The 19,107-nt window shown below is 48.2% G+C and carries 22 protein-coding genes; 15 read left to right on the top strand and 7 right to left on the bottom strand.

Translation table 11 applies throughout. The features are described from left to right. Nucleotides 1-5 precede the first annotated feature (5 nt). From ACZ520_RS09590 to ACZ520_RS09575, 4 genes are all read right to left on the bottom strand, one after another. A complete protein-coding gene (locus ACZ520_RS09590) occupies nucleotides 6-812 on the bottom strand; it encodes a tetratricopeptide repeat protein (protein ID WP_374033115.1) in 807 nt (268 codons plus the stop codon). Between the two features lie 134 nt (nucleotides 813-946). Beyond that, a complete protein-coding gene (locus ACZ520_RS09585) occupies nucleotides 947-2,077 on the bottom strand; it encodes a Glu/Leu/Phe/Val family dehydrogenase (RefSeq protein WP_088565218.1) in 1,131 nt (376 codons plus the stop codon). Nucleotides 2,078-2,190: 113 nt separating this feature from the next. Continuing rightward, nucleotides 2,191-3,933 carry an arginine--tRNA ligase gene (gene argS / locus ACZ520_RS09580; RefSeq protein WP_088565219.1) on the bottom strand — a complete coding sequence of 581 codons (1,743 nt, stop codon included), beginning with the start codon at nucleotides 3,931-3,933 and terminating at the stop codon, nucleotides 2,191-2,193. Further along, complete coding sequence (locus ACZ520_RS09575) at nucleotides 3,930-4,571, bottom strand: hypothetical protein (protein ID WP_416480606.1); 642 nt, start codon at nucleotides 4,569-4,571, stop codon at nucleotides 3,930-3,932. Before ACZ520_RS09575 ends, argS begins: the two co-directional genes overlap by 4 nt. A gap of 398 nt (nucleotides 4,572-4,969) precedes the next feature. Here ACZ520_RS09575 and ACZ520_RS09570 point away from each other — a divergent pair, with 398 nt between their 5' ends. Further along, the gene (locus ACZ520_RS09570; protein WP_374033112.1) at nucleotides 4,970-5,437 is read left to right on the top strand and encodes a tyrosine-type recombinase/integrase; all 468 of its coding nucleotides are present in this window, start codon (nucleotides 4,970-4,972) and stop codon (nucleotides 5,435-5,437) included. Here the strand turns inward: ACZ520_RS09570 and ACZ520_RS09565 are convergent, their stop codons facing one another. Next, nucleotides 5,438-5,770, bottom strand: coding sequence for a hypothetical protein (locus ACZ520_RS09565; protein WP_088565221.1), 333 nt, complete (start codon nucleotides 5,768-5,770; stop codon nucleotides 5,438-5,440). Nucleotides 5,771-5,962: 192 nt separating this feature from the next. Here ACZ520_RS09565 and ACZ520_RS09560 point away from each other — a divergent pair, with 192 nt between their 5' ends. From ACZ520_RS09560 to ACZ520_RS09545, 4 genes are read left to right on the top strand one after another with little or no spacing between them, the layout of a single operon-like run. Continuing rightward, nucleotides 5,963-6,574, top strand: coding sequence for a 2OG-Fe(II) oxygenase family protein (locus tag ACZ520_RS09560; RefSeq protein ID WP_088565222.1), 612 nt, complete (start codon nucleotides 5,963-5,965; stop codon nucleotides 6,572-6,574). A 1-nt stretch (nucleotide 6,575) separates the two neighbouring features. Beyond that, nucleotides 6,576-7,322, top strand: a complete 747-nt coding sequence (locus tag ACZ520_RS09555; protein WP_464125199.1) for an ABC transporter ATP-binding protein — start codon at nucleotides 6,576-6,578, stop codon at nucleotides 7,320-7,322. Continuing rightward, nucleotides 7,319-8,080 carry an ABC transporter permease gene (locus tag ACZ520_RS09550; protein ID WP_417869160.1) on the top strand — a complete coding sequence of 254 codons (762 nt, stop codon included), beginning with the start codon at nucleotides 7,319-7,321 and terminating at the stop codon, nucleotides 8,078-8,080. The genes ACZ520_RS09555 and ACZ520_RS09550 overlap by 4 nt, the downstream gene beginning before the upstream one ends. Beyond that, nucleotides 8,077-9,009 (top strand): ABC transporter substrate-binding protein, encoded by a 933-nt coding sequence (locus ACZ520_RS09545; protein WP_464125196.1) that lies wholly within the window; start codon nucleotides 8,077-8,079, stop codon nucleotides 9,007-9,009. The genes ACZ520_RS09550 and ACZ520_RS09545 overlap by 4 nt, the downstream gene beginning before the upstream one ends. 42 nt (nucleotides 9,010-9,051) lie before the next feature. On the opposite strand, the gene ACZ520_RS09540 is transcribed toward ACZ520_RS09545, so the two are convergent. Continuing rightward, entirely contained in the window at nucleotides 9,052-9,915 is an 864-nt protein-coding gene (locus tag ACZ520_RS09540; protein ID WP_416480610.1) for an alpha/beta fold hydrolase, read from the bottom strand. 173 nt (nucleotides 9,916-10,088) lie between these two features. Here ACZ520_RS09540 and ACZ520_RS09535 point away from each other — a divergent pair, with 173 nt between their 5' ends. The 10 genes from ACZ520_RS09535 to ACZ520_RS09490 all read left to right on the top strand — a co-directional run bounded on the left by ACZ520_RS09535 (nucleotide 10,089) and on the right by ACZ520_RS09490 (nucleotide 17,910). Next, the gene (locus ACZ520_RS09535; protein WP_374030258.1) at nucleotides 10,089-10,646 is read left to right on the top strand and encodes a YceD family protein; all 558 of its coding nucleotides are present in this window, start codon (nucleotides 10,089-10,091) and stop codon (nucleotides 10,644-10,646) included. Between the two features lie 72 nt (nucleotides 10,647-10,718). Then, nucleotides 10,719-10,904: a 50S ribosomal protein L32 gene (gene rpmF / locus ACZ520_RS09530; protein WP_011164465.1), complete on the top strand. Its 186-nt coding sequence runs from the start codon at nucleotides 10,719-10,721 to the stop codon at nucleotides 10,902-10,904. Nucleotides 10,905-10,934: 30 nt separating this feature from the next. Further along, nucleotides 10,935-11,930: a beta-ketoacyl-ACP synthase III gene (locus ACZ520_RS09525; protein WP_464125193.1), complete on the top strand. Its 996-nt coding sequence runs from the start codon at nucleotides 10,935-10,937 to the stop codon at nucleotides 11,928-11,930. Nucleotides 11,931-11,933: 3 nt separating this feature from the next. Then, nucleotides 11,934-12,908 carry an ACP S-malonyltransferase gene (gene fabD, locus ACZ520_RS09520; RefSeq protein WP_416480611.1) on the top strand — a complete coding sequence of 325 codons (975 nt, stop codon included), beginning with the start codon at nucleotides 11,934-11,936 and terminating at the stop codon, nucleotides 12,906-12,908. Nucleotides 12,909-12,986: 78 nt separating this feature from the next. Next, complete coding sequence (gene fabG, locus ACZ520_RS09515; RefSeq protein WP_041583536.1) at nucleotides 12,987-13,736, top strand: 3-oxoacyl-[acyl-carrier-protein] reductase; 750 nt, start codon at nucleotides 12,987-12,989, stop codon at nucleotides 13,734-13,736. Nucleotides 13,737-13,852: 116 nt separating this feature from the next. Continuing rightward, nucleotides 13,853-14,089 carry an acyl carrier protein gene (gene acpP / locus ACZ520_RS09510; RefSeq protein ID WP_011164461.1) on the top strand — a complete coding sequence of 79 codons (237 nt, stop codon included), beginning with the start codon at nucleotides 13,853-13,855 and terminating at the stop codon, nucleotides 14,087-14,089. Nucleotides 14,090-14,095: 6 nt separating this feature from the next. Further along, entirely contained in the window at nucleotides 14,096-15,367 is a 1,272-nt protein-coding gene (gene fabF / locus ACZ520_RS09505) for a beta-ketoacyl-ACP synthase II (RefSeq protein WP_088565230.1), read from the top strand. 3 nt (nucleotides 15,368-15,370) lie between these two features. Continuing rightward, nucleotides 15,371-15,847, top strand: coding sequence for an RpiB/LacA/LacB family sugar-phosphate isomerase (locus ACZ520_RS09500; protein WP_374030253.1), 477 nt, complete (start codon nucleotides 15,371-15,373; stop codon nucleotides 15,845-15,847). Nucleotides 15,848-15,945: 98 nt separating this feature from the next. After that, nucleotides 15,946-17,193, top strand: a complete 1,248-nt coding sequence (gene glyA / locus ACZ520_RS09495; RefSeq protein ID WP_416480613.1) for a serine hydroxymethyltransferase — start codon at nucleotides 15,946-15,948, stop codon at nucleotides 17,191-17,193. Between the two features lie 150 nt (nucleotides 17,194-17,343). Further along, on the top strand, nucleotides 17,344-17,910 hold the full coding sequence (locus ACZ520_RS09490) for a M23 family metallopeptidase (RefSeq protein WP_416480614.1): 567 nt from the start codon (nucleotides 17,344-17,346) through the stop codon (nucleotides 17,908-17,910). A 139-nt stretch (nucleotides 17,911-18,049) separates the two neighbouring features. On the opposite strand, the gene ACZ520_RS09485 is transcribed toward ACZ520_RS09490, so the two are convergent. Then, the gene (locus ACZ520_RS09485; RefSeq protein ID WP_088565234.1) at nucleotides 18,050-19,027 is read right to left on the bottom strand and encodes a hypothetical protein; all 978 of its coding nucleotides are present in this window, start codon (nucleotides 19,025-19,027) and stop codon (nucleotides 18,050-18,052) included. Nucleotides 19,028-19,107 lie beyond the last annotated feature (80 nt).

Below are 19,107 nucleotides of genomic sequence, written 5' to 3'. Positions count from 1 at the left end.
CCGGATTAAAGGTTCTTCTTGGCTTTAAGCAAGCGCAGGTATTTTTGCGCTTCTTTGGCTGCCGCGAAGTCAGTTGTGTTCATGTCTTCTTTTTTAGCGATCTCAGTGTAAAGCGCTTCCGCTTTTGCCAGATCGTTCATGGACTCAAAGCAAAGACCCATGCGCAATTTTGCTTCGTCGTGAGCAAATGCCAAAGCCTTGGTGTCAGCCAGTTTCTGCCATTTTTCAACAGCCGCTTTGCAATCACCTTTGTCAGCCTGAACATTTCCAGTCTGCATCAGCACCAAAGCCGTCAGAACGTCACCGCTTTTCAAGCCCGGCTCGACTTTCGCCAATACCGCAGCAGCTTCATCATTCTTTTTGTAAGTCAGATAGATTTCGCTCAGGTTCAAAGCAGCCATTTGCGCAGCCTTGGTTTTAGGAGCGTCATTGATGAAGGACTCAAAGTTCGCCACGATGGTGCCGTAGTCCTTTTGCAGGTCACCGGACGCTTTTTTAGCCGGATCGAATGCAGGAACATTCTTTTTGTCTTTGCTTTGCGCATTGATCTGCTCCGCGCGAGCTGCTTCCTCAAAGCCTTGCTTTTTCGCGCTATAAGCTTTTTCCAGAAGGAAGTACTTTTCCTGTTGAGCAGTTTCTTTCTTTTCAGACAGGTGGCTGGCGATGGAATAACCCACACCCAACACGATGAAGGCAGCAACGGCTGCGATTACAATTTTGGAGTGACCAGTGGTCCAGACAAAACCTTTTCTCAAAGTTTGAGTGACCTGATCCGGGGACTTCAAATCGTCTTTAGAAATTTTAGTGCTCAAGATAATTCCTCGCTGTTAATAAATACTTACGAGGAAAGATTGTTCTTTGGTCCAGAGGGGATGTCAAGAAAACGGGCCGTAATGAATGCTATCACTCGGCGCATAAAAAAAGGGGTCTTTCGACCCCTTTAAAACTATCTGTTGTGCACTTCACGCAGCGTGGTGAACGCGCGGGAAGATTTGCCTGGGTGGCGCTGTTTTAGGCGACCAATTGTGTTGATACGCTCTTCAGCCAGACGGTCCGCAGCGGTGTGTGTACCGATGCCGTCACGTTTTGCGATTTCGTAAACTTTAAGGATGTTGTCGTAAACGCGTTTTGTCTTTTCGAAGGCGCGCTCTGGAGAGTAGCCCTCAAGCTCAACGAATACGTTCATCAGACCACCGGCGTTGATTACGTAGTCTGGAGCATACAGGATGCCCAGTTCTTTCAACTGGTCACCGTGACGTGCTTCAGCCAATACGTTGTTCGCGCCACCAGCGATAACTTTGGTTCTCAATTTAGTGATGGACTGATCGTTCACGATCGCGCCCAATGCACAAGGAGCCAGGATGTCACATTCTGTGAATAGAATGTCATCAGAGCTCACAGCTTTCGCGCCGAACTTGTCAGCCACGTTTTTAGTGCGGTTCATGTCGATATCAGCCACTGTGATCACAGCGCCTTCTTCAACCAGGTATTTTACCAGATTGGAACCCACGTTACCCAGACCTTGAACGGCGATATGCAGGCCTTTCAAAGAGTCTGTACCGAACTTTTCTTTAGCGGAAGCCTTGATACCCATCAAGACACCGTGTGCAGTGTATGGAGATGGATCGCCGGAACCACCGAAGTCCTTAGGGATACCAGTCACCCAAGGAGTCTCCATGTAGATGTGCTCCATGTCCTGAACAGACGTACCAACGTCTTCAGCAGTGATGTATTTACCATTCAGAGAGTTCACGAACTGACCGAAAGCACGGAACAGACCTTCAGACTTTTGTGTCTTGGGATCGCCGATGATAACTGCTTTACCGCCGCCCAGATTCAGGCCGGAAGCAGCTGCTTTATAAGTCATACCTTTGGACAAACGAAGAACGTCAACAAGAGCCTCGTCTTCATTCTTATAGTTCCACATACGGGTGCCGCCAAGTGCAGGCCCCAAAGAGGTGTTGTGAATAGCGATGATCGCTTTCAAACCAACATGAGGGTCGTTACAGAAAACAACCTGCTCATGATCACCATGCTTAGAGATAATCTCAAAAGTTCCCAATGTAGGCTCCTTCATTTTTGAATTGCCGAAAGATCATGGGTCCAATTGAGTAAAAAGACTAGCGTTAATGCGGGGTATTAGCTCAGGCCTCCAAATTTTCATTTAGAGGCCCTTTTTCTCAATTATATCTACATTTTTTCCGGTGCTGGCATACCAAGAACCGCCAGACCATTTTTCAGAGTCAAACCGACAGCTTCACTCAAAGCCAGACGGGCTTCACGTGTTGCCACGTCAGCCTCGGTACCGATCGGGCACTCGTGATAAAAGACGTTAAAGCTCTTCGCCAGATCATACAAATAAGTGCAAATCGCCGAAGGCTTGAAGTTTTCCGCCGCCGCCGCAACCGCCGTATTGAAACCGCCCAAAGACTGCATCAACTGTCTTTCTGAAGCATGATTCAAACGACTCCAGTCGATTTTTGCACCTGCAGTGCGTGGGAACTTGCGCCCCAGGCTGGAGATACGTGCGTAAGAATATTGCACAAACGGCCCGGACTCCCCATCCAGTTTCAGCCATTCATTCATATCAAAGACAATCTTCTTGTTTGTATCCATACGAAGCATGCCATAGAAAATAGCCCCTTTAGCCACCTGGCCGGCAATTTTCTCGATATCGGCTTCCGACCATTCGCCTTTATAGCGGCTCAGGTATGTGGTCTTCACGTGATCTTCCATGCGGTGAACCAGTTCACGCAGCGGCACGATATTGCCCTTACGGGAACTCATGGCACCATCCGGAAGCTCGACATAGTTGTACTGAAGGTGGAAGCAATTTTTCGCCTGCTCAAAACCCAGGATTTCCAGAACGCGGAAGACCTGTTTAAAGTGCAAAGCCTGGCGCATGTCGACGACATAAACGCTCTTTTCAATCTTCACATCTTCAAACTTGTGCTTCGCCAACAACAAATCTTTCGTCGCGTAAAGACCGGTGCCATCGGATTTCAAAAGCATACAGAAGCCCAATTTCTCAGACTCAAGATCCTTACCGATGGCGCCTTGAGACATCTCAAGCTTGCCCTCAGCATAAAGTTGCTTCACCCATGCCGCAGACGGAGAATCCATTTCAGATTCAAAGTACCATTCATCAAAAGTCACATCAGCCCAGGCATAGACCTTTTTCATCAGATCGATGGACCATTCACGGGTCTCAAGCCACAGATCATAGTAGGGACCGGTCTTGCCTTCCAGTTGATGCAAAATCGCCGTCAGCTCCTGGCGGTTGATGTCTTCCTGAGGGGTGCCGTTTTGATCTTCCAGCAGCAGGTTGGCCTTGGAATACATGCGCCCCAGCCATTCACCTTTTTCAGTTTCAGGCACTGGCTCTTGATTGTGTTTTTTCATGTACCACAGACACTTCGCCACGTGCGTGCCCATGTCACCCGGGAACGTCGAAGAAACAATCTCGCGGCCGCTGTAACGAAGCATGCGAACAATCGCGTCGCCAAGGCACAGGTTGCGCATATGACCCACGTGAAGTTCTTTGTGGGTATTTGGCTGGGAATATTCGATCATGGTTTTCGGGGATTTTTCCATCAGCGGCTTTTTGAAATAGCTGCCATCCAGGATTGTTGCCAGAACCTGTTCACCATGAGTTTGTTCGTCAAAACGAATATTAATATAAGGACCCGCCGCAACCGCGGTGGCCCCTTTCATTTGAGCCGCCACTGCCGTGGCCACTTGCGGAGGAGCAGCTTTCAAAGCCTTCGCCAAAATAAAACAACCAAAAGCCAAGTCACCCAGATCTGATTTTGGGGGATTTACCAAAGCCTTATAAATATCGTCTTCAGAAGCAGAAAAATCCGGATAAGCGCGGCCAATCGCATCTTTAAGTAAGTTCGTCGCAAGCAATCGAATGGAGTCGTGTTTAATCATAGACCTTTCCAGAAGAAAAATACGCCAGCCCAAGCCAGACCAATAAGAAGGACAACTATACTGATATTTCTGTGGAATTTCAGGTCTTTTTTCAATTCCTGAAGCTCTGATTTGAGCTTTTCCCGTTCAGAAAACACCCCACGAAGCTCTAAAGACAGCTTTTCAATCTCTTCGCGGCGGGCCTGGCGTTCCAAATCGACTTCCTGAAGGGCTTTTTGATGCAGAACCTGAGGGTTTGAACCCAGGAAATAATTGGGCGTGAGACCTGGGATCTTTTCCCGCAAAGCCAAATACCATTGCAAAGCTCTCCAAATATGCGGGGGAGCTTCATCGCCCTGTTTTACCCAGCGGGTCCAACTGGATGGATCGACCATTAAAAGCTGCGAAATTTTGCGCTGGGAAAGCCCCAAATCACCCCGAATTTGTTCCAGATTGCCGATCTGTCTTTGGATGACCGCGACCTGAGCTTCGTAATTCATACGCAAAGACGTCTTGGATCGGGGGTTCAAATCATCCTCGATAAACCCCTCGTCAAACGCCCCCTTTTGAAGCTGATCCTGATCTGGACCCTGAACCTCACCCTGCATACAAACCCCTTCTGGACCGTTGTATTTCGCAATATTTGTGTTGTTATTCACAATAAATAGCGTTGTATAATACAGATATCTTTCCAGAAGGGTCTTTATGGGGTCAAGCTAAGTCATTGAAACCACAAAAGAATCTTTCCAAGGGTACCCTGGGCACCCCTTTTTCAAATTCGCCTAAAGCTTATAGTTATAAGCTTTAGTGCTAAATATATGTTATTATTGATGTTTTATAATCGAAATATGGCAGCCTTTTATACTGACGCGCTGCATATATTATTGATGCATCGTAACTAAACACAAATTATTTACATATCACCACTTTGGATGCGACGCGTTGCGAATATCCCCTTGTCAAAGCCATCTCGACTTTTGAATGATGAGTTATGGCCACGGCACCTCGGTATCAACTTAATAAAAACAAATATCTTCTCGCACCCGAATCAGAACGTTTGCGAAAAATCCTCACGGATTTTCAGGATAAGGATCCCCGCAATTGTTTGATGATTTGGACGGCTTTGCGAACCGGGGCCCGGGCTCAGGAAGTTTTAAACATTCAGCGGGCGGATTTGAATCCCTACGATGAAAGCATATTCATTAGAGGTCTAAAGGGGTCGAATGACCGCGAAATTCCAGTCCACTCGGACCTTTTCAGCCGCCTTCATCGCTTCGCCGAAAATCAGGGCGGAACGTCGGTTTTTCCTATTTCGTACAATCGGCTTTATCAGGTCTGGGAAATGTATCGCCCCGTACCAAAGAAGTTTCACGCTTTAAGGCACACGTTTGCGATTGAGCTGTATCAGAAAACGAAGGATTTGCGACTGGTCCAGGTGGCGTTGGGACATCGAAACATCACCAACACCATGGTTTATGCAGATTACGTATATTCTCAGCAAGAGCTACGTAAGTTGATTCTTTAATTACTCTTCCATACCGCGGATTTCAGAAGCCAGGCGGTCAAACTGCTTTTCTTCTGAAGCACGGTGGCTGATCTTTTCCTTTTTAAAGGCCAAAAGGTCTTTTCTGGTTGGAGCATTGTAAGAAGAGCCGGAGTTTTCAACCACCACGATACGCTCACGCACTTCCGCCGCTGCGGCTTGTTCGCGGGACGCTTCCAAGTTGTGTTGAACCGTATTATGAAGCTCGTTTTGCGCTTTGGAATTCTCGCTGATCAAAGCGTTGAAATCCGATATCTTGGCAAAACTGATTGCTGGGATCAGGGTCATTACGGCGATAACTACTTGCTTCTTCATACTTAGCTCCTTGCTGATACAGACTAATAAAGCAAGGGGGATGCCACCCGGGCAGCAATTCTATTGCTTTAGAGCGCCTCCTTGCGCAAAAGTCCCTTACAACTGTCAAAGAAGTAGTTATCAATTCTTGTAATGACACAGATTTAGACCTATGGTGAAAACACGCAATTACAAGCATTTAGGTGTCTCAAAATGATAAAAACACTCTTCCCCACCTTCGTTTACTATGCTCCCTTGGCGAGCAAAGACAAATCCCTGAACAAGGACCTTAAGCAAGAGTCCCTGAAAATTGCCGAAGTCGATGAAGAAGGTCAGATCTGGTCACAGAAGAACTACAAAGGCGGCTTCACTTCTTACGGTTCCATGAGCCAGTTGCATCAGTTTTCCTCCACCTTTGGGGATCTGGAAAAGGAAATCAACAAGCACGTTCGCAAGTTCGTAAAACATCTAGAAATGGACATCGACCCGAAAGAACTGCGCATGTCTTCGTGCTGGGTGAACATCATGCCCACGGACGTGATTCACACCATGCATTTGCATCCACTGTCTGTGATCAGCGGGACTTATTATGTTCAGACGCCGAAAAACTGTTCGGCGATCAAGTTCGAGGACCCACGTCTGGATTCATTCATGGCGTCCCCACCACGCAAACACAACGCCAAGGTTCATAATCAGCGCTATCATTCGCTGGAGCCTCAGGAAGGCCACGTGGTGCTGTTTGAATCCTGGCTGCGCCACGAAGTTCCCAAAAATGATTCCGACAAAGAGCGTATCAGCATCAGCTTTAACTACGACTGGGTGTAAAGTGAACGGAGCCCAGGGGATTCAAATTGAAAAACTGAACAAAAGCTTCGGCAAAAGATCCGTGATTGAGAACATGGATCTTGCAGTCGAACCTGGCTCCTTCATTTCAATTGTCGGGCCTTCGGGATGCGGCAAGTCCACACTGTTAAGACTTATGGCAGGACTTGAATCCGCCAGCTCTGGCAGTGTGAAACTGACTTTGTCTGACGCCCCCTCCAGTTTTGTCTTTCAGGAACCCAACTTGCTGGCCTGGCGAACCGTTTATGAAAACGTGCATCTGCCGTTTGAGCTGAATCATGCCTTTAAAAACCTGCCGGATGAAGAACGCAAAATCAAAGTCCAGGCGGCACTGAAGAAAGTCCACCTGACAGAGGCCCAGCATCTTTTCCCGCATCAATTGTCCGGTGGGATGAAAATGCGTGTGTCTTTGGCGCGTGCGCTGGTGAATTCACCAAAGCTTTTGCTGATGGACGAGCCCTTTGCGGCTTTGGATGAAAGCACCCGCTTTGAAATGCAAAACCAGCTTCATGAACTTTGGCATTCCGAACGCATGACGGTCGTGTTTGTGACGCATTCCTTGTTTGAATCTGCGTTTTTGTCGGAACGAGTGGTGATGTTAAAGGGGCAGGGAGCGCCCATCGTCTTTGATCAAAAACTGGCGCTGCCAGAAAGACGGCAGGAACACTTAAGAACCTCAGAAGGGTTCAACAAGATCGTTGAAGGTCTTTCTGAAAGGCTGCGCGCATGAAACGTTTTCTGCCGGCCTTTGTCAGTTTTGTCGTCTTGACCTTAAGTCTTGAAATCCTGATTCGTGGCGGGTGGGTGAGTGAGACTCTGCTGCCCTCCCCTTCCACCATTGTTGCAACTTTGCAAGAGCTTCGCGCTGACTTTGCGGTCGCCTTCAAGGAAACCCTGATCAATGTTCTTGCGGGATTGGGTTTAAGTGTTCTTGTGGGTGGTTTGATTTCCTTTGTGTTTTCATTGTCGGAAACATTGAAGCGGGCCATTTTGCCGTTTGCAGTGTTTTTCCAAACGGTGCCGATCATTGCGATTGCGCCTTTGCTGGTGATCTATTTCGGCTTTGGTGCGCCCACCGTTATTGCTTCAAGTTTTATTGTTTCATTGTTCCCGATCATCGCCAACACCCTGATGGGTCTTGAAAGTGTCAGCGAATCACAAAAAGACCTCTTCAGAATCTATCGCGCCACCCGTTTACAGACTTTGTGGAAGCTAAAACTTCCCCATGCGTATAGCTATATCTATTCCGGCCTTAAAATCTCGACGGGCTTGTCGATTATCGGCGCCATCGCCGGGGAGTTTGTGGCTGGCGGGGGCCTGGGGGCCTTGATTGATTCCGCGCGCACCCAGCAGCGGGTCGATATTGTTTTTGGCGCTCTTTTATTATTGTCCCTGATGGGTCTTCTGTTAATGGGCTCATGGGCTTTGCTTCACAAATTAATACTCAGCCGCCGTCCGCTGGCTTCCGCCACACAAGGAGATTTATGAAAACCATGATCACCCTTTTAATTTCTGTATTTCTGACTTCAGCAGCTTTTGCCGCCAACACGCCTGTGACTTTGGCCTTAAACTGGAAAGCAGAGCCTGAGTTTGGCGGCTTCTATGCAGCCTCTTTGCAGGGGTTCTATAAAGCACAAGGTCTGGATGTAAAAGTGCTTGAAGGTGGCTCTGGAACGCCGACAGTTCAAATGCTGGCGAACAATAAAGTGGATTTCGCCATCGTCAGCGCGGATGAGCTGATTATTTCCCAGGACAAAAACAAAGTGAACAAGGTCAAGGCCCTGTTCGCGGTTTATCAAAAGTCCCCCTACATTGTAATGACCCACGCGGAAAGAAACTTTAAAAGTCTGAAGGATGTTTTCACTAATGAAGGCTTCTTATCCATGCAATCAGGCCTGCCCTATTATCAGTTCCTGGTGCAGAAATTCGGAAAGCCGAAAGTCCGTGTCGTGCCTTACTTGGGTGGCGTCAGCAACTTTGTGAATGACATGACTTTTTCCCAGCAGGGCTTTATCACCATTGAGCCTTTAAGCGCGGAAAAAGCCGGCGCCAAAGTGAAAAACTTCCTGATTGCGGATGAAGGTTTTAATCCTTATCTGGTGGTTCTGGCGACCACCGAAGAGACCTTGAAGAACAAACCCGAACTGGTGCAAAAAGTTCTGACCGCCACTCGTGAAGGGTGGGCCCAGTACCTGAAAGATCCCAAAGCCACCAATGAACACATGGCCAAATTAAACAAAGCCATTGATCTGGAAACTTTCAACAAGGCCGCTGATATTCAAAAGCCTTTGATTGAAACAGCCGGCGTCACGGTGGGCTCCATGAGCGATGAACGCTGGGACACTCTGGTTCAGCAAATGAAAAAACTGAAGCTGATCAAGTCCACGCCAAAAGCCGCTGACTTGTACGTTAAATAAGAAAAAGCCACCGGATAAAGGTGGCTTTTTCATTTCAGAGACTCACATCGCACGGGCACCATAGTCCCGTGGAGCCTGCTTGAATTGATGTTTCAGATGACGTTCCACCTTACCCACGAAGGTGCGGATGTTTTCGGCGACCTCTTCAGGTTGTTCGATCACAAGGGCAAAGCCTGCGTGGTGGATGGTTTTGTATTCACCGGCTGGAAGAGCTTTCGCCATTCGGCGGTAAGCTTCCAGATTGGAAGGTGAATCCTCATCACCCGCCAGAATCAGAACCGCACAATGGACTTTATTCAGTTCTTCGCTCATGTCGGTGCGACGGAAGATTTGCAAAGCAGAGTCCATTTCCTCTGGTTTCATGTGTTTGATGTGACTCAGCCATTTTTCGCGACGGCTGACTTGAATTGGATCTTTGGTGGCGCGGAAGGTGTCTCCGAACCACATTTTAGCGAAGTCATTGACTCCGGCTTTCATGCCTTCTTTCTTGATATTGGCGACAAAGCCTTCCATGGCTTTGATTGTTTCATCGCTTTCACCCTCAGCGACCGCACCCATCAAAGTGCAGCTTTTCAGCAGATCAGATCGACGGATGGCCAGTTGCAGTCCGATATAGGCTCCCAGACAGTTTCCCACAAAGTGGCAGGGTCCAACACCCAGTTGTTCAATAAGTGCCGCCACGTCCTTGGCGCCGCTTTCCAGGCTGGGACTGACAGTGTGTTCACTGCGACCCAAGCCGCGGTGATCATAGGTGATCACACGATAATCGTCCGCCAGGATGCGGGCGATGGGCTCATAAACAGTGGTGTCTGTATAAACAAGAGGACTCAGCACAATGCAGGGGGCGTCTTTGGGGCCATGATCTTCATAGTAATACTCATGTCCATGCAGTTTTAAAGTAGCCATACAGACCCCCTTTTGCTTCCAATTAAAGCCTACTCCCGCTGTGGAAGCCCGCAAGACCCACTGGACGAAATCAGTCCTTGACCAACCGCTTCAAATTCACTACAAAGTCCCGTTCCCCTATTACAATGCACTATGGGCCCGAAGAGGCTTTTTGGGGAACCTGAGGAGTTTCTATGAAGATCAAATTGACTGAAGTCCCTGAAGAAGGCCGTTCCTATCATTGGACGACCCAGTCCGGCGAAGCCAATGCCGTTTTGGCCGATATCGTGGGTAAGAATGCCTACGATACTGAGTTTTTTATTAAACCTCTGAATTCCAAGGACTTTGAGCTGACTGGCAGAATCAAGACGAAATCCCCGGAAGTCTGCTCCCGTTGCGGAAATGATATTAATTTCCCGGTGAACGAACGCTTCCATGAGATCCTGATCCCGAAACAGTCCCAACCCCGTGCCAGCAAGTATTCCAAGGTCAACCACGTCAGCGATCTGCCAGAGGGTGGACCTGAGGTTTCTGAATACGAAAACATGGCTTTTGATATGGGCGAGTTCCTGCACGAAGTGGTGGCTCTTGCTGCGCCTTTTAATCCGGCATGTCCGGAAATTGGTGAAGATGGAAAACCCTCAGATTGCAGAATTCCCGAGTCAGGACAGGGTCTTATCTACGACGAAGAAATGCCTGTGGAAAAGCCCCAGAATCCATTTGCAGCTCTAAAGAATTTAAAACTCAATTAAATTGTTGATTTTTATTGTTCTTTGGTTAAATTAACGTGCTTTGCTAAATACTAGTTTAAAACGAGGTTTGAAATGCCAACTCCTAAGAAGAAAACATCCCGCTCCAAGCGTGACATGCGCCGCTCTCACGACGGTCTTACTGCTCCAGCTATCGCTGTAGAAAAAAAGACTGGTGAACTTGTTCGCCCTCACCGCGCACACAAAGGTGCTGACGGTGCTTTGTACTACAAAGGCAAACAAATCAGCGCAGCGAAGTAATCTCGCTTCATAACAGAATAGGTTGACTCCATGGCAGGAATGTATCGATCTCGAGTTTCAGGGATAGGCTCCTATCTACCGGAAAAGATTCTTTCAAATAAGGATCTGGAAAAAATGGTAGAAACCAACGATCAGTGGATCGTTGAAAGAACCGGGATCGAACGCCGCCATATCGCCTCTGAAGATCAGGCCACGTCTGATCTTTGTGTCATCGCCGCCAAGCGCGCTCTGGAAGACGCTCATCTCAAAGTCGAAGATATCGATATGATTCTGGTGGGCACCGTAACAGGTGACCATCAAATGCCGTCCACTGCGTGCTTTGTTCAAGCAAAACTTGGAGCTAAAAACATCATGGCTGTGGATTTAAACGCAGCCTGCTCCGGTTTCCTTTACGGCGTCAGCATTGCCGACCAATTCATCCGCACAGGCATGTACAAAAACATCCTGGTTATCGGTGCGGAAGTCCTTTCCCGCTACATGAACTACAAAGACCGCGAAACCTGCATTCTTTTCGGAGATGGTGCCGGTGCGTGGGTCGTGTCTCGTGCTGCTGAAGGCGAAACCAATGTTGTCGAAAGCTCTCACCTGCGTGCCGACGGCACTTTGGCGGATCTTCTGATCCTTCCTGCAGGTGGCAGTAAAATCCCGCAATCCCATGAAGCCATCGACAAAGGTCTGAACTTTATGACCATGAAGGGCCGCGATATCTTTAAGAACGCGGTACGTACGATGGCTTCCTGCTGCCAGGAGGCTCTGGAGCACAATAAAGTTGCCCCTGAACAGGTCGACTGGATTGTTCCTCACCAGGCCAACAAGCGCATCATCGAGGCGGTTGCTGATCAATTTAAATTCCCTATGGAACGCGTGATTGTCTACCTTCAGGAAACTGGTAACACATCAGCGGCTTCCATCCCTCTTGCATTCGACTGGGCCGTTAAAAACGGCAAGATCAAACGAGGTCAGACTATTTTGCTTACCGCTTTCGGGGCAGGTCTTACTTCCGGCAGTATTCTATTGAGGTACTAAAAAATGTTTACACTTGTATTCCCAGGACAAGGCAGCCAGCAACCTGGCATGGGCCGTTTTTTGTTTGAAAACTTCAAGATCGCTCAGGAAACTTTCGAAGAAGGTTCCGAAGCCTTGAAACAGGACATGAAAAAGCTGTGCTTTGAAGGTTCTGAAGCAGACCTGGCTTTGACTGAGAACACGCAGCCCGCTTTGCTGTTGGTTTCCACGGCCACTCAAAGAGTTCTGACCAAAGAATTCGGCGTGAAAGCGGCGGCGGCGGCTGGTCACTCTATCGGTGAATATGCGGCGATGGTTGCAGCAGGCGTGACTCGTTTCGACGAATCCATGCGTGCCGTAAAAACCCGTGGACAGGCAATGCAGTCTGCCGTTCCTGTGGGTCAAGGCGGAATGGTCGCGGTCCTGGGGCTTGAACCTGATCAGGTTGAAACTCTTTGCAACTACGTGGTGAAAAACTCTGGCGTGGGTCCGCTGTCAGCTGCCAACTTCAATTCTCCAGGACAAATCGTTATTTCTGGTTCACAAAAGGCCATCAACTGGCTGAAAGACAACTTCAAGCCAGAAGCGATTTTTGCGGAAGCTCCAAAACGCGCAAAGCTGATCCCATTGACAGTTTCAGCGCCTTTCCACTGTGAAATGATGAAGCCGGCCGAAGACAAGATGAGAGAAGTCCTGACCGCGATGAAATTTGAAACAGCGGCCTTCCCGATCATTCAAAACTTCCACGCCAAAGCTGAAACCGATGGCTCCATCTTGCGCGAAAATCTGATTCGCCAAGTGTCAGCCCCTGTGCGCTGGACTCAGAGCATGGAAGTCCTTAAGGGTATGGGTCACTCTCAAGTTATCGAGTGTGGCGCAGGAAAAGTCCTTCAAGGTCTGCTGAAAAAGATCGACGGAGATTTCTTCAAAGTCATGACCACAACTTCCATCGAAGATGTGAAAATTATTGAAGAATTTCTGAAAGCTACGAGTCATTAAAATTTCTTGAGCTTTATTCGGAGTTCGGTCAAAGTGTGCTGAAAACAACACAGGTTATTGCTTAAAAGGATTTTGCACATGAGCGGAAAGTCGCTTCAAGGAAAGAAAATTGTTGTCACTGGTGGCAGCCGCGGAATTGGCGCTGCTATCGTTAAGCTTCTTGCTGATGAAGGCGCTCAAGTCGCCTTCACTTACTCTTCCCGCGAAGAGGCCGCTCAACAGGTGGCTCACTCTTTGACCGGTGAAGGTCACTTTTACATCAAAATGGATATCGCGAACGAAGAATCTGTGAACTCTGCTGTAGATCACATTCTGGAAAAATGGAGCGATATCGACGGCGTTGTGAACAATGCCGGCATCACCAAAGACGGCTTGCTTCTGCGCATGAAATCAGAAGATTTCGATTCCGTGGTGAACACCAATCTGCGCGGCACCTTCCTGGTGACGAAAGCTTTCACCAAACCCATGATGAAAGCCCGCAAAGGCTCCATCGTAAATATCGTTTCTATCATTGGCGAAACTGGCAATGCCGGTCAGGCGAACTATGCCGCCTCCAAAGCCGGCACGATTGCTTTCAGCAAATCCGTGGCGCTGGAGCTGGGTTCCCGCAACGTGCGCGTGAACAACGTGGCCCCTGGATATATCGCAACAGAAATGACAGATGTTCTTTCTGAAGACGTAAAATCCAAAATGATGGAGAAAATTCCCTTGGCAAAAATCGGCGAAGGATCCGACGTGGCGCAAGCCGTGCGCTTCCTTTTGAGCGATGAATCCAAGTACATCACCGGTCACACACTGGACGTGAACGGTGGAATGCATATGAACTAAGTTCGCGAATAAACTCGCGAAAAACTTCATCTCGCCTAAGAGCGACATGATAGAGTTCTAACACTAGACTAGACTTGTAATTTAAGTAATATTGAACGCACTATTAGGAGGCATAAATGGCTATTCATCCAAAGGTTAAAGATATCATCGTTGAACAACTTGGCGTAGATCCAGATAAAGTTAAAGCGGAAGCTTCTTTCATCGACGATCTGGGCGCAGACAGCTTGGATATCGTTGAACTTGTGATGGCAATGGAAGAAGAATTCGATCTTGAAATCCCTGACGAAGACGCTGAAAAGCTGAAGACAGTTCAAGACGTAGCTTCTTACCTTGAGAAAAAAGGAAAAGCTTAATTCATTATGAACTCCCGATTTGAACGTCCATCCAAACCACAGAGAAGAGTTGTCGTCACCGGAGTAGGCGCAGTCACTCCCCTTGGTAACACCATTGAGGAGAGCTGGGCAGCTGCAACCCGTGGTCAATCTGGGATCGCCAAGATCACCAAATTCGACACGACAGGCTTTGATGTGACTTTTGCCGGCGAAGTAAAAGGTTTTAATACAGACCAATACATCGAGAAAAAAGAGCAAAAGAAAATGGACGAGTTCATTCACTACTCGATCGCTGCTTCCAAAATGGCCGTGGAAATGGCCAAGCTGGAACTGACCGAAGAAGTGAAGAATCAAGCGGGAGTGATTATTGGTGTCGGTATCGGTGGTCTTGCGAACATCGAAGAAACCGCCATCAAAATGAAGGAAAGAGGACCGGGCCGTATCAGTCCGTTCTTCATCCCTTCTGTGATCACGAACCTGGCCGCGGGTCAGGTGACGATCTCACTGGGACTGAAAGGTCCTAACTATTCTGTGACTTCCGCGTGCGCTTCAGGCGTTCACTCTATCGGGGATGCAGTTCGCTATATTCGCGACGGTGTGACTGATGTGATGCTTGCAGGTGGCGCAGAAAGCACAATCTGCGGACTGGCTGTTGGAGGCTTTGCTTCCATGCGCGCCCTGTCCACCCGCAACGATGCTCCTGAAAAAGCCAGCCGTCCTTGGGATAAAGACCGTGACGGATTTGTTTTGGCAGAGGGTGCGGCGGTTCTTTGCATCGAATCCCTTGAGCACGCCGTAAAACGTGGCGCCAATATTCTTTGCGAAATCACAGGCTACGGAGTTTCCTCCGATGCTTATCACATGACTTCTCCGGCTCCGGAAGGTGCTGGTGGTTATGCGGCGATGTCCATGGCTTTGAAAGACTCTGGTCTGAAAGCGGAAGACATCAACTATATCAACGCTCACGGCACAAGCACGCCGGTGGGTGATGGCCTTGAAACCGCAGCAATCAAACGCTTGTTGGGTGATCATGCGAAAAAGGTCTGGGTTTCCAGTACCAAGTCCATGATGGGTCACGCGTTGGGTGCCGCTGGTGCGATTGAATCTGCTTTCTGTGTGATGGCAATTCGAGACCAGGTGGCTCCGCCAACGATCAACTTGGAAAACCCAAGTGAAGACTGTGATTTGGATTACGTTCCTAATGAGGCTCGTAAAGGTAAAATCACCAATGTCATTAATAACAGCTTTGGTTTCGGTGGAACCAACGCTTCCATGATCTTCTCGAAATACGAAGGATAGAAAATGATTGTCTATGTTGGCTGCGATCACGCTGGGTTGGATTTAAAACTTAAAGTGATGGCGGCTCTTCCAGAAATTCAATGGAAGGACATGGGCACTCACTCCGCTGATTCTGTCGACTATCCGGACTATGCCGATCAGGTGTGCCGTGAAGTTGTTAAAGTGGAACTTCAAAATCAAAAGAACAATCTGACTGATTCTCAAAAAGGCCCGGCTTTGGGTCTTTTGATTTGCGGCTCTGGTCAGGGCATGGCTATTCGCGCCAACAAGTTCCCACAAATTCGTGCGGCTCTTTGCTGGAATAACGATATCGCCCGCCTGTCCCGCGAACACAATAATGCGAACATTATTTGCCTGAGCGAACGCTTCACCTCCCCTGATGATGCCGTGAAGATGGTCCAGACGTTCCTTTCAACATCCTTCGCCGGTGGACGCCACCAGCAACGTGTTGCCAAGCTTTCAAGCGACACTGGTTGTTGAGACTTTTAAATTCCTGTCTTTCAAGGGATACTTTCATCATCTGATTTAACATCACGACTAAAATCAAAGCACACGAACCTGTGCTAAGGAGTCCGTCTATGCATTCAACTTCACTCAGCTTAGCCCAAGTGGATCCGGAAATTCTGGCAGCCATCAACAAAGAATCTGAACGTCAGCAGTTCGGCCTGGAAATGATCGCCTCAGAAAACTACACCTCCAAAGCCGTGATGGAAGCACAAGGATCTATCCTGACAAACAAGTATGCCGAAGGTTACCCGGGCAAACGTTACTATGGTGGCTGTGTGAATGTGGACACCGTCGAGTCTTTGGCAATTGAAAGAGCGAAAAAGCTTTTCGGCGTTCAATATGCCAACGTACAACCGCACTCAGGTTCTCAGGCCAATATGGGTGTTTATCTGGCAGCATGCAAAGCGGGCGATACCATTCTGGGAATGGATTTGTCCCACGGTGGTCACTTGACCCACGGATCTCCGGTGAACTTTAGTGGCTTGCTTTTCAAGGCGGCTTCTTACAAGTTGGACCAGGAAACGGGTCGTTTGAATTATGATACGATCCGCGCCACTGCGAAAGAGACTCAGCCAAAATTGATCATCGCAGGCTACAGCGCTTATCCGCGCACTTTGGACTTTGCGAAATTCAAAGAAATCGCAGATGAAGTCGGCGCTCAGTTGCTGGTGGACATGGCGCACTTTGCGGGCCTTGTGGCCACGGGTCATCACCCGTCCCCGGTTCCTTACGCTGACTACATCACTACGACAACTCACAAAACTTTGCGTGGCCCCCGTGGCGGCATGATTCTGACGAACTCTGAAGAAAAAGCCAAGATCATGAATTCCCGCATCTTCCCTGGCATCCAGGGCGGCCCGCTAGAGCACGTGATTGCCGGCAAAGCTGTGGCTTTCGGCGAAGCACTTAAACCAGAGTTTAAAGATTATTCCGGCAAAGTTATCAGCAATGCCAAGGTTCTGGCTGAAGAACTTCTGTCTGCAGGCTTCAAACTTGTGACTGGCGGTACGGACAATCATTTGATCTTGATGGATCTAAGCGACCGTGAAATCACCGGGAAGCTTGCAGAAAATTCTTTGGATGAAGCTGGCATCACTGTGAACAAAAACACTGTGCCAAATGAAAAGCGCTCTCCATTTGTCACAAGTGGTGTGCGTATTGGAACCCCAGCATTGACCACGCGTGGAATGGGTCCTGCAGAAATGAAGCAAATCGCGAAGTGGATCGGCCAAGTTCTGAATAATGCTGAAGATGTTGCGCTGAAAAATCGCGTGCATGAAGAAGTAAAAGAGCTTTGCAAGCAGTTCCCGATTTACTAAATTCAGTCTCAAGCTGACAAAGTGTTACGAAGCCCTCAGAAAACTGGGGGCTTTTTTTGTGGTTTTCACCAGTGAAAATGCCTTTATTTTAAGCTGGCCTTTGGTCAAAAAATTCTTTGGATCCAAGGGCTTATGTCGTATACTCAATCCATGACACCAGGATGGAATCAGCTCGTTAAAATTGCAGGATGCATTGCCACGTTGGGAACTTTGGGTTCCTGTACGACTTTTCACACACCCCTTTCACGCGAATATCTGGCGCCCAACGGGTCTAACACCCGGGTAGCAGCCTCCGACCACAACCCGCGCTTGATTGAATCGTCTTCTTTGACGTTTGATTGGCCTGTGGATCGCGCACGTATGACCCGTGGTTTTTTACCTAACAAACGCCGCCCGCATCTGGGTATTGATCTGGCAGCACCTAAAGGAACGCCTATTTTGGCTTCTCAGGCTGGCACCGTGATCTATGCGGGTCGTGAGTTCCGGGGATATGGAAAAATGGTTCTGATCGAGTCTGGCAACGGCTGGGCAACGCTGTATGCCCACTTTGACAAGATCCTGGTCTCTGAAGGACAGAAGGTTCGCCAGGGCGAGGTTGTCGGCGCCATGGGCCGCACAGGACGCGCCACCGGGGTCCACCTGCACTTTGAAGTCAGAAAGGACCGGGGTCCCATTGACCCGCTTCCACTTCTGCCCACTGTCACTGCTCAACTATAAATCATAAAAAAACAAAACCCGCTCACAAAGGCGGGTTTTTTATTTTCCGAAACGTCCAAGATGAACGTCTTTATGTTTAAGAAATAAAAAAGGCCACCCCGAGGGGCAGCCTTTTAGTTTTCCTAATTTCCGTGGGGAATTAGAACAAGTTCAAGTTAGCAGAAACTGCTACGTTTGTTCTGTCAGCACGAACATCTTTAGGAGTGAACTGTACGTTTGGATAAACGTAGATGTCACGAGTAACGGAGATACCAACACCAACAGACTGGTATGGTTCCATTTGGATCAAATCGCCGCTGTCTTCGTACTTAGCAAATTGGAAGTAACCAAATACTGTTCTGAAAGAGTAGTCGTCGTTGAAAGCGTACTCAGCAAATGGGAACAAGCCCACGCCGTAGTCATAGCGCAAATCGCCTGGAACGTTGAAAGAACCTTTAGCGATATCTTTATCTAGAGACAAAGACAAACCACCTTGCCATTTGGAATCACCGAAGTCAGCAAGCACAGTTTGGCTTACAGACAGGTTGCCCATCAGGTTGTAGTAATCAGTTTGATCTTCTTCAGTGTAGTGAGAGTAAGTCACGCTGGAGATCATCTGCATGTCCATTGCACGGTAACCGTGGCTGTAGTCCATGTATGGAGTGGACACTTGAGTACGTTTTACATCAGCACCTTTTCTGGAAGCGCGTGGATCTTGGAAATCCTTAGTGATGTCACCTTCAAGTGGAGCCATGATAACTACACCAGTACCGAAAGAAAGGTTACCACCTTTGGATACACGGTAGTTCACACCCACGTTACCGGACAAAGCAGTCAAAGACTCGATTGTCGCAGAAGCGCGGTAGTTAGGACGGATAGAATCGAAAGGTTTTTGCAAAGAGCCGCCGTTGTAACCAAGGCTGGATTTGAAAGACCATTGAGACTTGGAACCAAGCTCAGAACGCATACGAGCATTCGTGATCTCCTGATCGATGTCTTCTTTTTTCTCTTCAGACTTTTGAACATCAGACACTTTTACAGTGCTAGTGTTTGCATTTTGGTTTTGTTCTTCTGCCTGAGCAGCAACAGAAACCAAAGACCCCGCCAAAATCAGTGACATCAAAATTTGTGTTTTCACTGTTTTCCCTTTCAATATGGTTAATTATGTTTCTTTTTTCTTTTCCGTCTTTCGACGTTTAATTTTTAAACTCTAATTTC

This window comes from Bdellovibrio sp. BIS2, assembly GCF_055398295.1.
The sequence above is the reverse complement of the archived record's forward strand: the minus strand, read 5'-3'. Positions and strand labels throughout refer to the sequence as shown.